The sequence below is a fragment of the Moraxella sp. 179-F 1C4 NHS genome, from assembly GCF_045370505.1.
In the GTDB taxonomy this organism is placed as follows: Bacteria; Pseudomonadota; Gammaproteobacteria; order Pseudomonadales; family Moraxellaceae; genus Faucicola; species Faucicola tetraodonis.
Window position 1 is genome coordinate 13,920 of record NZ_JBIQEC010000025.1, and the last position, 14,152, is coordinate 28,071.

Genomic DNA, 14,152 nt, shown 5'->3' on the forward strand with positions numbered 1-14,152 from the left:
AATATAGATTATTTAATGACAAGGTTTCGTTAATAATCTTGGACGTTTTAAAACAGACCGAGCTTTTAATTTAATTAGCTAACTAAAGGAGTCTTCAAATGCCACAATGTACAGCACCAGTTAATGGACACCGATCAGCAAGTGCAGCAGCGAATTGTCCTGCATGCCGAGGAGGGTACTATAGCCATACTTATCGTTCGTATCCTACTTATAGCTCTCATATGTCAAGCCCTCAAAGTTTATCTTCGAATACATCTAGTAGTAGAGATAGCGGGACTTCGGCTAAAACAAGAGCTAGCTGGTCGCCTTTAGGAGCAACAGTTCTATACACTCCTGAAGAACTTCGCACCCTGACACCTATCCGTGAAAATGTAGAGAAGCGTTCAAAAATCCCTGATTTAAGAGATGTTTTTCTCTGCCATGCTTGGGATGACAGAAAAGAGGCTGCTAAAGAGCTTCATGATATGCTAGAAGAAAATGGTGTATCTGTTTGGTTTAGTGAGAAAGATGTATTACTAGGCAGTTCTTTACTTCGTGAAATTGACAAAGGATTAGCTAAGTCAAAAGTAGGTATTGTATTAGTTACCCCTAACTTTCTAACTCGGATTAAAGGCGAGGGAATTGCTGATAAAGAGCTTTCAGCTTTATTAGCTCGTGATCTTCTTGTTCCAATTGTTCATAATACTACATTTGAGGAATTGAGGAATGTAAGCCCCTTGCTTGGATCAAGAAGTGGTTTAAGTACAGCAGAGGAGCCTATATCTAAAATTGCAATTAAATTAGCTGAATTAGTGTCTGCATAGTATGAATATTAATATTGGGCTGTGGTATAAAAAAGCATTTGATTGAAATTTGTCTCTTCATAACCTCAAATTATCAACTTTTCCCAAGTTGTCTTTTTTATTTCTATCATAGCATGCTTTTCAAACCACTACTAAAATTTAATATTAGGCGGTCCTTTAGTTTGAGCATTGAATATGGAAAATAACAACGAAGAAATTAACCCAAATGTTCCAACTTGGTTAAAGTGTTTAACTGGCGTTTGGATTATCATTGGACTAGTGGTTTTAGCGTATTATTGGGTTTATAAAACTGTTTCATTAAGTGATGTAGGTGGTTTTTTAGCTGGAATATTTGCACCAGTAGCGTGGCTTTGGTTTGTACTAGCTTTTCGCTTACAATCGCAGCAGTTAAAAATACAGCATAAAGAATTACAACTTCAGCGTGAAGAAATGCGTAATTCGGTTGAAGCACAACAAGGTTCTGAAGAAGCCTTAAAAAAACAATCTGAAGTTTTATCAAACCAATTGGCGATAACTATTCAACAGTTTGAGTACTACAAAAATGAAATGGAGGGTAAGAAGCCTTTGTTTGTTCTTATGAATAAGCCTAAATTCAATTTATCTCTTAACAATGTAGGCAATAGAGAAGAACCAAAAAGCCTTAGTATCCTAGATTCACTTAGTGCTTACAATTCAAGTAAAGAATTAGAAGCCAAAGTTGAGCTATATCTTAAAAACAAAGGTGGGGATTGTAGGCTTAAAGGAATATCCATTAAAGAATACCCCCAATTATCAGACCCTGATTTTCGAATACAACTAAGTATTAATGGCAGAAGCGGGATGGGATTACTCAACGGCACACAAGAATCCGACAATTTAATAATATACCTAAATATATATGCAAAAGATGATTTAAAACAATATGAGCCAAGAAAAATATTTGATATCGCTAATGAAGCTTTTAAATCAGTTATATTAGAATTAAATTATTCATATGCTGCTACTTCGGCAATTGATTTCTATGAGTTTTCTATAATAAATGAACAAGTAAAATTCGTTAAACTTGATTCCAATAATCTACCACCATCCGTTCGAGCACAGGCAAATCCCTAGCCCCAATTCCAAGATATGGACGAGCAGGAATCGTCCCCTAGGTATAGGTTAATTATATCTATCCCGCCCAAATAGTCCTTGAACTGCATTGAACTGGTAAGTTTTAGCATATACGATATTTGTCCTAATGGTCACAGATGTACTTGCCGCTTCATAGTAAATCAATTTTTAGAATATGCTAAATAGTAAGCAAATCATTGCTCATAAATCAATAGAGAAACGTTTATATTAATTTCGCCCAATTTATTTTATGTTAAATAATTTATTTAAAACCAAATATTTACAAAAGAAAAATTCTAAATTTCAAAAATTAAATGCCTGTCAAACTTTAATCTCACAAGCATTTAACTATTTATAAAGTAAAGTTTATTAAATTCCATTATCGGTGTTGTTCTTTTAAATTATCTTCAATACTGAGGATTCTATTGACTCATAAATCTTTAACAACAGTCAACCCTGCGAAGGTCTGGGCAGTAGGCATAAGTTCTAATTCGTTGACATTTAGATGCTCAGGTTGTTCAACCAGCCATGCTACAATATTGGCAATGTCAGTGGGTTGGATATACTCCACACCTTCATACACAGCAGATGCTTTATCATAATCATCTTTAAAACGGACATTACTAAATTCTGTACCACCACATAGTCCAGGCTCTAAGTTAGTGACACGTACTTTTTTGCCCACTAGATCGGCCCGTAAATTTAAACTAAACTGTCGAACAAATGCCTTGGTCGCTCCATACACGTTTGCCCCAAAATAGGGATGATTACCTGCTGTTGAACCGATATTAATAACATATCCGCTGTTTTTAGCGGTCATAAAGGGGAGAATCTCATGGGTAAGATGAACCAATCCCAATACGTTGGTATTAATCATTCTTTGCCAATCATTAAAATTCGCTTTGTCTGCTGGCTCTAATCCTAAAGCAAGTCCTGCATTATTAATAAGTACATCAATATTGGCGAGAAAATCTTTTGGCAGGCTTTGTAAAGCAGTTTTTGTTGTGGCTAAATCGGATATGTCAAAGTTCATTGGAATGAATTTATCACCTTGCCCTTGTGTAGAAAATTGGGCTTTAAGTTTCTCCAGTTTTTCTTGGCGTCTGCCCGTTCCGATAACAGTATTACCTTTTGAAATAAGTAATTCAGCAATCGCTTTACCAAACCCTGACGTTACGCCTGTCACTAAAATATTCATTTTTACTCTCACTTGTTTTAATTGCACCAGTACTCTATTAGGTATTTCAGGGTTAAAAATAGCAAACCTAAGTTCTATAAAATAATATTGAATTAACAATAAAGGCGACTATCTGCATAATGAGTCATATTTGTTTGCTTATGACTAAACGTACTTATTTCCTCACGTTTACGATACTTGACCAAATCAGCTATCGTGCCTATTTTCAAATCGTGTTTTTTGGCAAATGCTATCAAATCGTCACGCCGAGCCATTTCACCATTGGGTTTAATGATTTCAACGATGACGGCAGATGGGTGTAATCCAGCCAATCTTGCTAAATCACAGCCTGCTTCGGTATGCCCATTACGTTGCAGTACACCATTGGGTTTTGCCATGATAGGGAAAATATGACCTGGACTCACCACATCTGTTGCTTTTGCATTGGGTGAGACGGCTGCTTGAATGGTTTTTGCTCTATCAAGAGCAGAAATACCAGTGGTTATGTCTTTGGCAGCTTCAATCGAAACCGTAAAATTGGTACTAAATTGCGACTGATTATTTCGGCACATCAAAGGTAAGTTTAATTTAGAACATTGTTCAGGGGTTAAGGTCAAGCACACAAGTCCTCGAGCGTGAGTAATCATAAAGTTAATATCCTCTGGTCTGACACAAGATGCCGCCATCACCAAATCGCCTTCATTTTCCCTGTCTTCATCATCCAAAATAACAACCATTTTTCCTTGTTTAATATCTTGAATAATCTCATCAATTGTGTTCATTTTATATTACCTTTATCGTATATCTATGGGTAAGACATTGCATTAACAAATGCCTTACCTTAAGTTTTTATTCATACCTATTTTTATCATGAATTATTTTGTTTATTGAATAACTCCAAAAAGCCCCCTAGTGAGTTTTAGTGACACTCAATGCTGGTTCAGCATTCCAATTAGTCGATTCAATGTTTTTGGTATCACTTGTACTATTGATAGCAGGCTCTTCTTTTGAAAAACTGAAAAGTACATTCATCAAAATAGCAATAAAGGTTGCGGTACCGATACCGCCCAAATCAAAACTACCAATATGTAGTGAGTAGTTACCTGTACCCATGATAATTGGTACGGCAGCGACAAACATATTGCTATTTTTACTAAAATCGATATGGGCATTTAGCCAAATTCTTGCCCCTGCAATCACAATCAAACCAAATACCACAATCGACGCACCGCTTAAAATCGCCACAGGAATCGTGCTAATCAAGCTACCAAATTTCGGTGATAAGCCCAATAAAATAGCAAACACCCCTGCAATCACGAATACCACGGTAGAATAAATTTTGGTGGCAGCCATAACGCCAATATTTTCCGCATAAGTGGTCATACCTGTGCCGCCTATTGAGGCAGAAAGCGTGGTACATACCCCATCCGCTAAAAATGCTCGACCCATGTAAGGTGAAATATTTTGTCCTGTCATTGCACCAACGGCTTTAAAATGCCCTAAATTTTCAGCAATCAAAATAATAAACACAGGGGCAATCATCAAAATAGCGTTGGTTTGAAACACAGGATGATGAAAAGTTGGTAAACCAAACCAAGCCGCATGGGCAACTGGTGCAAAGTCAATGGGTTTACCGAGTCCCATCACATTGGCGACCAAAAAGTAAATAATATAAGAAACTACCAAACCCACCAATAGCAACAGTCGACGTACCATACCTTTGGTAAATACCGCTACTGAGCTAATGCAAAGCACGGTCACTAATGCCATCCAAGCATCAAAATTACTGCCTGACACACTCTTGATTGTAACAGGGGCTAAGTTCAAGCCAATAATCATCACAATCGCACCCGTCACCACAGGTGGCATCAGTCGCTCTATCCAATCTGTACCCGTTTTCATAACAATCAAACCGACAATGGCATATAAAATGCCACAAACGATGGTACCGCCCAATGCCAGTTCAATATTCGGGTTAGCCCCTGTACCACTATAACCTGTTGCCGCAGCAACCGCCCCAATAAAGGCAAAACTTGAACCCAAGTAGCTAGGTACATGGCCGCCTGTTATTAAAAAGAACAAAATCGTGCCAAAGCCCGTTATCATCATGGTTAAGCTTGGGTCAAACCCCATTAGCAAGGGTGCAAGAATCGTCGCACCAAACATAGCAAAAGCGTGCTGAGCTCCTAAAATGATATTTTTACCCATGGGTAAATATTCATCAATCTTGACAGGTGTCGTCTCGATATTACCTTGATAAGGTCGCCATTTTACAAACCAATTTTCCATATTGCCCCCTATGTTTGAGTTAAGTAGCTAATGATTGACTTTACTTAATTGATGATAATCTCGGTTAAAATAAACCAAGCTTTGCGATTCAGGTTTATGTCGAATATCCACCACTTCACAGATGAAAATATCGTGCGTACCGACCGTGTTAATGGCTTTAACTTCACAGTCAAAGGATAAAATAGCATCTTCAAGTACAGGTGAGCCTGTTGTTAAGGTCGTCCAATTACCTTGAGCAAAACGTTCTGGCATGGGCGTTTTACCACCAAACAGATTACTCAACTCCCTATGTTCTAAGGCCAAGGTATTCACGCACAACACTTTGTTATTTTTAAAGGTTTGATAAACAGAGGCATTTTTATTCAGACACACTAACAAGGTGGGTGGCGTATCGGTCACACTACATACCGCAGAAGCGGTAAATCCGGCCTTACCAGCAGCACCATCCGTTGTAATAATATTTACCGCAGCCGCTAAATTACTCATTGCATTACGATAATTTTGCTGGGTTTCATTCAGTTTGGGTTTTAATAACTGGGTTGAATCACTCTTAATTCTAGCGGTCCCACCCAAAGCTTTTTCAATATTTAATGAATTCATGGTGTCTCCCCTGCACACCAAGCATAGAAATGGAAATGGGTGATTGCTATGCTTGGGTTAAGATTAAAGCGGTAATTTTTTACACTAGATGATTAATTGACAATACCTTCGGTCAAAGCCACCTTTAGTTAAAGTTATTTAGCCAACATGGGCAATAGAAGCGATTTCGACTAACGCATCAGGTTTAACTAAACCACATTGAATACAAAAACGAGCAGGTTTGTCATTTGGGAAAAATTCGGCATATACCGTATTAACCGCTGCATAATCCGCCCAGTCTTTTACAAAAATAGAATTAAAAGTCACATCGTCCATTGTGCCGCCTGCTGTTTCAATCACTTTTTGAATCGTGGTTAATACATGACGGGTTTGAGCTGCCGCATCACTAACATGCACCACGTTATTGTTTTCATCAAACGCAAGCGTCCCTGATACATACACAATATTATCTGCTTTGGTAGCAGGTACATAGGGTGCTAATGGTTTGCCAGTGCCTTCTGGGATAATGACTGTTTTTGCCATGATAAAATTCCTTATATTGAGTTGTTTATTTGTTAATAATTGATTTTATTTATTTTTTATGGAAAACAGGATTCCATATTTGCGACATTACTCACCCAACCAAAAAAGGTTTTGACGTTGTAAAGTGTGGCGTCATGGGCTTCACGAGGGCCTGCTTGATAACACGCATCATCCAATAAAATGCCGAAATACTCTAAAAAGTAGCCGTCTCGCAAGGTGGATTCAACACAAACGTTGGTGGCAATGCCTGTAAAAATTAAATTACGGATACCACGGACACGCAACATGCTATCGAGACTGGTATTGTAAAAACCGCTATAACGGGGTTTATCAATAACAATATCATCTTTACTGGGCGACAACTCATCGATTAAATCATAGTCCCAACCACCTTTTGCCAACAGCTTGCCATTGAGTTCTGGTTTTTGTCGCATGGTTTTTAGGGCGTTTGATTTATGAAAGTTCGGTGAGCCTTCACCGCCTGCTTCCACATAATTCTCATCCCAACCATTACGAAAAAAGATAACTTGGATACCTGCTTTATGAGCAATATCAATGGCTTTTTTAATTTGGGCAACGACAGGGGTGGTCTTAGACACATCAAACCCTGCCAAGTCCAAATAGCCACCCATACTGGTATAAGCATTTTGCATATCGACAATGATGAGAGCCGTTTGGGCTGGATCTAGTTTGATAGACTCTGGCTCAGCTTTTAACACAGGTGCAGTTTCTGAAGTAAAATTTGCACAAACGATAGATTCAGAATTCATTTTATTGCTCCTTAAGCCACTGATTTGCTGACTTGACTAGCGATTGGACTATCCACATCAATGCGACTTTTCATCAAAGGTTGAATGCGAGTACCAAAGTCCTCAACGCCTTGGATAAAATCATCAAAAGTCAAAAGAATACCGTCCGTGCCTTTAATTTCAGCGATTGCATCGAGCATACTGGCGACTTTCTCGTATGAACCCATCAGCGTACCCATATTGATATTGACAGGCGACACGCTTGACGCCATGTGGCGAATATTGGTATCACTGCCCGAAGTCTTATCTTTGCTACCTTGGTCTTGTAACCAAGCAATTGCTTCCATATCTGCCCCTTCGTTATAGCTTTGCCATTTAGCCTGAGCCTTTTCATCCGTTTCATCGGCGATGACCATAAACAGTACATAAGTCGAGACATCACGACCTGTTTTATCGGTTTGGGCTTTTAAGCGGTCATTAATGGGTGCATAAGCAGTTGGGGTATTTAAGCCTTTACCAAACACAAAGTTGTAATCGGCATATTTTGCTGAGAAGGCTAAACCATCATCGGATTGACCTGCACAAATGATTTTCATGTCCGCTTGTGGCATGGGTTTGACTTGGCAATCATCCATGTTAAAGAATTCGCCTTTAAAATCAGAATGCCCTGTTTCAAACAGTTGTCTTAAAATTTGGACATACTCGGATAAATATTGATAGCGTTTGCCAAAGTACTCCTCCCCTGGCCACATACCCATTTGGCTATATTCAGGTTTTTGCCAACCTGTTACTACATTCAAACCAAAACGTCCATTTGAAATCGAGTCAATGGTTGACGCCATACGAGCGACAATCGCAGGTGGCATGACTAGCGTTGCGGCAGTTGCGTAGATTTTTATTTTTGAGGTGACGGCGGCTAAACCTGCCATCAAGGTAAAGGTTTCTAAGTTATAATCCCAAAATTCGGTTTCGCCACCAAAGCCCCGCAATTTAATCATCGACAGGGCAAAATCAAAGCCATAGTGTTCAGCACGTTGTACGATTTCTTTATTTAATTCAAACGTAGGTTTGTACTGTGGTGCATTTTTTGAAATAAGCCAACCGTTGTTACCAATTGGACAAAAGATACCTACTTTCATATTGTTACCTTCCTTCTTCTAAGAATGCTTGTATAAATGAATTTTGGGGTTATGAAAAAAATTATGAAATCAAAATTTCTCATATTTTATCTAATGCATTTAGCGTGCCAATATTTAATACTATTAAAATCAATATTTTACATAAATTTTATAAAATTTGAATTTGACCAAATGGTCAAATTCATTCGTCATATTTGTGCATATGCTTCAAACAGGTGCAAGTCAAAGGTGATTTTTTGGTGAAATTTAACAGATAATGTTGTTATCAATCGGCAAACAAAGCTTAAGATTTAAACGAATAAGGCAATTGTTATGAAAAACGCAATCAATCCAGAAACTGATAAAACAAGCCTCAAACGCAAAGAGATTTTGCAAGCTGCCTTGGTCGAATTTTCTCAATTGGGGCTTAATGGAGCCCGCATTGAAACGATTGCCAAAAAAGCCAATATGTCAAAGTCTAATTTATTGTATTATTTTGATAATAAAGAAGATTTATATGTTGTCGTTTTAGAAAATGTGTTGACAGAATGGTTAACGCCACTTGCTGGACTGGAAACCAAAGCAGAACCAAAAGAGGCTTTGAAAAATTATATTGCCGTCAAATATGAGCTATCCAAAAATAACCCCGAATCTTCAAGGCTATATGCCCTAGAAATTATGCAGGGAGCCCCGCATTTGATGAACGTATTAAAAGGACCACTTAAAAAACTGGTTAAGCAAAAGGTTCAGGTCATCGAGACATGGATAGAACATGGGAAACTAAAAACCGTCTCTCCCTATCATCTTATTTTTCATATTTGGGCGGTAACCCAGCATTATGCGGATTTTGCTGTGCAGACTGACGCCGTCGTGGGTAAGACTTTATCCAATAAAAAATTTACCACTGAAGCAAAACAAACCAGCTTTCAATTATTGGTCGATAGTTTAATTCCTTAGCAAAGGTGTTTTCACCCACGTTAGTATTGGTATGATTCTTGAATAGTTCATTTTTAGTTGATTAGGCATTAAAAATGGATAAAGGCAAGAATGTATGACAGTAGAAATTTTTCCCTGTAACGATAAATCTATTACAAAAACACTGGTTTTTAGCTCTGGTCTAGGCGGTCATGCGAATTTTTGGCAACCGCAAATTGACTTTTTTACCCAACATTTTCAAGTGTTATGTTATGACCAACAAGGCGTGCAGCAAGATGGCGAGTTATTGTCTTCTAACTATCAGCTCAAAGATTTAGCGACTGAACTCGTTGACATTTTAAAGTGTAACAATTTATCCAGTTGTCATTTTGTCGGTCATGCACTCGGTGCTTTTATTGGATTAGAGGTCGCAGCCCAAGCGCCTCAATTATTAGAAAAATTGGTTTTGCTCAATCCTTGGGATGAACTCGATTTTTATACCCTAAAATGTTTTAACTTACGTCAAAGTTTACTTGAGCATACAGGTATTGAGGCATATGTTAAGGCCCAAGCCATTTTTTTATACCCACCGCAGTGGATTTCAGAAAATGCCCAAATTTTAACCGAACAAGAAAATCAAGCCATTGTAAAATTCGCACCCATACCCAATGTTCTGGCTCGCTTAAACTCCTTAAAAGCCTACCAACCCAAAACAACCGCAGCAACCGTCAATCATCCAACTTTAGTGATAAGCAATGCCGATGACACCTTAGTGCCTTGGCAACGGGGCCTATCACTGACTCAAAATATGCCCCATGCCAAATTTAACCTGATGGCGACAGGTGGTCATGCTAGCACCGTCACTCAACCAACAATGATGAATCAAACGATTTTAAAATTTTTAATCTAGTTAACTTTTAACCTAACTAAATAGAAAAAGGATAAAAAAATGTCTGTATATAATCAAAGTCTTAGCAATGAAAGTTTAAATCAATTATTTCATCAAGCTAGAACATTCAACCATTGGCAAGACAAACCAGTTTCAGATGAGATATTGCAACAACTTTATGACTTGGTAAAGCTCTGTCCAACATCGGCTAATTGTTCGCCCGCTCGCTTTGTCTTTGTCAAATCTGCCGAAGCCAAAGAAAGATTAAAACCTACTCTGTCTTCAGGGAATGTTGAAAAAACCATGAATGCCCCTGTCACTGTGATTGTCGCCTATGATGAATCTTTTTACGAAAAACTCCCTCAACTATTCCCCCATACCGATGCTAAATCATGGTTTACCTCTAGCCCCGAGGTGGCAAAAGAGACCGCCTTTCGTAACAGCTCGATGCAAGCGGCTTATTTGATTATGGCTTGTCGTAGCTTGGGACTCGATACAGGCCCGATGTCTGGCTTTCAAATCAATGTGGTTGATGCCACCTTCCTCGCAGGTACTCAGTGGAAATCTAATCTATTAATTAATATAGGCTACGGTGAAAAAGAGAAACAGTATTCACGCTTGCCAAGATTGGCTTTTGAGGAGGCTTGTAAAATCGTATAATATAATTTTTGTTGATTATTTTATCTCTTATTAGAAACCCAAACATAGTTTTGGGTTTTTACATTTAAAATTTTTCTAAATCCATCTTTTAAAGAAATAGTCATTTAGCCACCCTTCTGTAATAACTTATTATCCATAAAAAAGTCACAAACTATACTGATCATAAGTTTTTTACTACTCCCAACTTTGATTATGTTAAATGCTTTTCTATGTTCATACTTGATAGAGCAACTTAATACAATAAAAAGATTGGCTTTTAAAAAAATAATAACTCTGTGGAAAATATATGTTTACCATAGGTTGCTTTGAGGTTGAGTTTTACCTATCAGAGTAATTTAAAAACTCAACAAATGTACTTACCACTGTATACGGTCCGAATTCTGTGCTGACTCCTAATAAAACTTTAATTTAGCTGACACAGAGTTTTGAACGCCCTCACAATATACGCCTGAAGAAGTTATCTTAACCTTTTATGAGTTTTTAGAAGATGCAGAAATACCTGCTGAAATTCATAAATTTCTAAAACAAAGAGGGTTGTTTACTCGTAGTGATTTGATTGCCAACAGCCTTCTTTGAAAATAAAGTAGGTTATAATTATTTCGAAACTTAGAATCATAATTTAGGAAAATCGATTTATTCCAGTATTTTCAATATTTGGATTCTTTTTATTCATGATTAATCATCTAAATAATTCATTGTATTCATTGTGGCGATTTAGGTATGCTAAGGGAACAGGAAATTATAAATGTATCTAGGGAAAAACAAGGAAGGAAGATAAAATGGCTAAAAACCTATTTGATTTAACAGGGAAAATCGCATTAGTCACTGGTGCAAGTCGTGGGATTGGTGAGGAAATTGCTAAATTATTGGCTGAGTATGGTGCTTATGTCATAGTATCGAGCCGAAAAGTAGAGGACTGTCAAGTTGTCGCTCAGCAAATTAACCAATCTGGTGGACAAGCAGAAGCATGGGCATGCCATGTCGGATCAATGGAAGATATCTCAGCTACATTTGAACATATTCGTAAAAAGCATGGTCGTTTAGATATTCTTGTTAATAATGCGGCTGCGAATCCATATTATGGTCATATTTTAGATACTGACCTATCGGCATATAATAAAACAGTTGAAGTCAATATTCGTGGCTACTTTTTCATGTCGGTTGAAGCTGGCAAATTAATGAAAGAGCATGGTGGTGGTGCAATTGTTAACACGGCATCGGTAAACGCCTTACAACCTGGTGATTTACAAGGTATTTACTCCATTACTAAAGCTGCTGTCGTAAACATGACCAAGTCTTTTGCAAAAGAATGTGGTCAATTTGGCATCCGCGTGAATGCTATACTCCCTGGTTTGACTAAAACCAAATTTGCTGGTGCATTGTTTGCGAATAAAGACGCATATGAGAGCTGGATCAAAGAAATTCCATTACGTCGACATGCTGAACCAAATGAAATGGCGGGGACAGTTTTATATCTGGTTTCTGATGCAGCTAGCTATACCAACGGTGAATGTATTGTCGTTGATGGTGGTTTAACGATTTAATATTAATCATCAATTTTCTTAGCCCTGGAGCTTTTTTATTTAAAATAAGTCGCTTCTATCAGCTATGGCTGAAAAGGTGTTGCCAGCAATACAAGGTCAGACCTCCTCAGTTAATTATGGGTTAAATAATTTACGTTTTCTTACTCCTGTTTCTAGTGGTAGTAGGGTGCGAGGGTATTTTATTTAGTTTAGAAAGTATTGTCGAAAAGGCTATGAATCAGTATCGGCTTACTCTTGATGTTTCTATTGAAATTGAAATTGAAAATCAAGCTAAACCAGCACTGGTTGCCGAATGGCTGATATTAATCAATCTATAAGTTGGAGAATTGCATGAGCAAAGAAATGATACTCTCGCGTCAAGATGTTGAATTCTTACTTTTTGACTGGTTAAAAGTTGATGAACTTAGTCAACGCCCACGTTTTGCAGGACAAGAGCGTTTTGAATATACGTCGGTTTTGGATGTTTATGAAAGTTTAGCAACAGACCTTTTTGCCACGCATAATAAGAAAAATGACGTTAATGAGCCCGTGTTTGATGGAGAGCGTGTCACCATTAACCCAGAGGTTGGTGTCGCATTAAAAGCATTTGCTGATGCAGGTTTGATAGCGACAGCTTTTCCTGTTGAATGGAATGGAATGAGTTTGCCTTCTTCAATTGAACGGGCAGGTGTTGCTTATATGATGGCTGCTAATCCAGGGACGACAGGCTATGCTTTTTTAACGATTGGTAATGCTAACTTACTGATGGCACATGGTGACCGTGAAAAAGTAAAACCTTATGTGGATGCTATGATAGCGGGTAAATGCTTTGGAACAATGTGTTTATCTGAGCCACAGGCTGGTTCTAGCCTTGCTGACATTCGAACACGTGCCGTGCTTTCTAGCGACGGTCGTTACCGTTTATTTGGCAATAAAATGTGGATTTCGGGTGGCGATCACGATATTTCTGAAAATATTGTGCATTTAGTTCTTGCTAAAATCCCAGATGAAAACGGTCAACTCCTACCAGGTGTACAAGGGATTTCTTTATTTACTGTACCAAAAAAATTACTGAATAAAGAAGGTCAGGCCAGTGAGCGCAATGATGTCGTTTTGGCAGGTATTAATCATAAAATGGGTTATCGTGGTACTGTCAATACGGTTTTAAATTTTGGTGAAGGTCGTTTTACACCAGAAGGTGAGGCGGGGGCAATTGGTGAGTTGATTGGGGAGCCTGGTAAAGGGCTTGCTTATATGTTTCATATGATGAATGAGGCTCGTATCTCAGTTGGATTAGGGGCAGCAGCATTAGGCTATACAGGTTATCTGCATGCGTTGGATTATGCAAAGACACGCGCGCAAGGTCGGACACGCAATGAACGTAATCCTGCATCGGCACAAATTCCAATTATCCAGCATGCAGATGTTCGCCGAATGTTGTTGGCTCAAAAATCTTATGCATCTGGCGGCTTAGCATTATGTTTATATGCATCTCGTTTAGTAGATGATATAAACTCACTTGAAGAGGAAGAGCAACAAAAGCAAGCATTAGCACTTCTTGACTTACTGACCCCAGTAGTCAAAAGCTGGTCATCACAATGGGGTCTAGTTGCAAATGATTTAGCCATTCAAGTGCATGGCGGTTACGGTTATACCCGTGAGTATAATGTCGAACAGTTCTATCGTGATAATCGTCTAAATCCCATTCATGAAGGAACATTTGGGGTACAGGCATTAGACTAAGGTACTCCCCAATGTCTAGACCAAATAATCATAAAATTAAGATAGAATTGGGTTGATAAAGCACAGTATTAT

At 38.1% G+C, this 14,152-nt stretch carries 12 protein-coding genes and 3 pseudogenes; 8 read left to right on the plus strand and 7 right to left on the minus strand.

Annotated elements, in window-relative coordinates; genetic code table 11:
* Nucleotides 1–221 precede the first annotated feature (221 nt).
* Together ACH0AB_RS10055 and ACH0AB_RS10060 are read left to right on the plus strand one after the other, a co-directional pair.
* Complete coding sequence (locus tag ACH0AB_RS10055) at nucleotides 222–803, plus strand: toll/interleukin-1 receptor domain-containing protein (protein ID WP_406878084.1); 582 nt, start codon at nucleotides 222–224, stop codon at nucleotides 801–803.
* 174 nt (nucleotides 804–977) lie between these two features.
* Nucleotides 978–1,895 carry a hypothetical protein gene (locus ACH0AB_RS10060; protein ID WP_406878085.1) on the plus strand — a complete coding sequence of 306 codons (918 nt, stop codon included), beginning with the start codon at nucleotides 978–980 and terminating at the stop codon, nucleotides 1,893–1,895.
* Nucleotides 1,896–2,325: 430 nt separating this feature from the next.
* Here ACH0AB_RS10060 and ACH0AB_RS10065 read toward each other — a convergent pair whose 3' ends face one another.
* The 7 genes and pseudogenes from ACH0AB_RS10065 to rutA form a co-directional block, all read right to left on the minus strand.
* Entirely contained in the window at nucleotides 2,326–3,093 is a 768-nt protein-coding gene (locus tag ACH0AB_RS10065; RefSeq protein ID WP_282842503.1) for an SDR family NAD(P)-dependent oxidoreductase, read from the minus strand.
* Nucleotides 3,094–3,191: 98 nt separating this feature from the next.
* Nucleotides 3,192–3,854 (minus strand): annotated as a pseudogene (gene ribB, locus ACH0AB_RS10070) (3,4-dihydroxy-2-butanone-4-phosphate synthase); the annotation flags it as partial.
* A gap of 127 nt (nucleotides 3,855–3,981) precedes the next feature.
* Complete coding sequence (locus ACH0AB_RS10075) at nucleotides 3,982–5,361, minus strand: solute carrier family 23 protein (RefSeq protein WP_406878086.1); 1,380 nt, start codon at nucleotides 5,359–5,361, stop codon at nucleotides 3,982–3,984.
* A gap of 27 nt (nucleotides 5,362–5,388) precedes the next feature.
* Nucleotides 5,389–5,961, minus strand: a complete 573-nt coding sequence (gene rutF, locus ACH0AB_RS10080; protein WP_406878087.1) for an NADH-dependent FMN reductase RutF — start codon at nucleotides 5,959–5,961, stop codon at nucleotides 5,389–5,391.
* A 138-nt stretch (nucleotides 5,962–6,099) separates the two neighbouring features.
* On the minus strand, nucleotides 6,100–6,483 hold the full coding sequence (gene rutC, locus ACH0AB_RS10085) for a pyrimidine utilization protein C (protein ID WP_060994626.1): 384 nt from the start codon (nucleotides 6,481–6,483) through the stop codon (nucleotides 6,100–6,102).
* A 56-nt stretch (nucleotides 6,484–6,539) separates the two neighbouring features.
* On the minus strand, nucleotides 6,540–7,253 hold the full coding sequence (rutB, locus tag ACH0AB_RS10090) for a pyrimidine utilization protein B (protein WP_060994627.1): 714 nt from the start codon (nucleotides 7,251–7,253) through the stop codon (nucleotides 6,540–6,542).
* Between the two features lie 11 nt (nucleotides 7,254–7,264).
* A complete protein-coding gene (gene rutA, locus ACH0AB_RS10095; protein ID WP_406878088.1) occupies nucleotides 7,265–8,371 on the minus strand; it encodes a pyrimidine utilization protein A in 1,107 nt (368 codons plus the stop codon).
* Nucleotides 8,372–8,683: 312 nt separating this feature from the next.
* On the opposite strand from rutA, the gene ACH0AB_RS10100 reads away from it, so the two are divergent.
* The 6 genes and pseudogenes from ACH0AB_RS10100 to ACH0AB_RS10125 all read left to right on the plus strand — a co-directional run.
* The gene (locus ACH0AB_RS10100; protein WP_406878089.1) at nucleotides 8,684–9,307 is read left to right on the plus strand and encodes a TetR family transcriptional regulator C-terminal domain-containing protein; all 624 of its coding nucleotides are present in this window, start codon (nucleotides 8,684–8,686) and stop codon (nucleotides 9,305–9,307) included.
* 94 nt (nucleotides 9,308–9,401) lie between these two features.
* The gene (gene rutD, locus ACH0AB_RS10105) at nucleotides 9,402–10,175 is read left to right on the plus strand and encodes a pyrimidine utilization protein D (protein ID WP_406878090.1); all 774 of its coding nucleotides are present in this window, start codon (nucleotides 9,402–9,404) and stop codon (nucleotides 10,173–10,175) included.
* A gap of 39 nt (nucleotides 10,176–10,214) precedes the next feature.
* A complete protein-coding gene (locus ACH0AB_RS10110) occupies nucleotides 10,215–10,814 on the plus strand; it encodes a malonic semialdehyde reductase (RefSeq protein WP_406878091.1) in 600 nt (199 codons plus the stop codon).
* 779 nt (nucleotides 10,815–11,593) lie between these two features.
* Entirely contained in the window at nucleotides 11,594–12,358 is a 765-nt protein-coding gene (locus ACH0AB_RS10115) for an SDR family oxidoreductase (protein ID WP_099834574.1), read from the plus strand.
* Between the two features lie 49 nt (nucleotides 12,359–12,407).
* Nucleotides 12,408–12,675 (plus strand): annotated as a pseudogene (locus ACH0AB_RS10120) (hotdog family protein); the annotation flags it as partial.
* Nucleotides 12,676–12,688: 13 nt separating this feature from the next.
* Nucleotides 12,689–14,077, plus strand: a pseudogene (locus ACH0AB_RS10125) (acyl-CoA dehydrogenase family protein); the annotation flags it as partial.
* Between the last annotated feature and the right edge of the window lie 75 nt (nucleotides 14,078–14,152).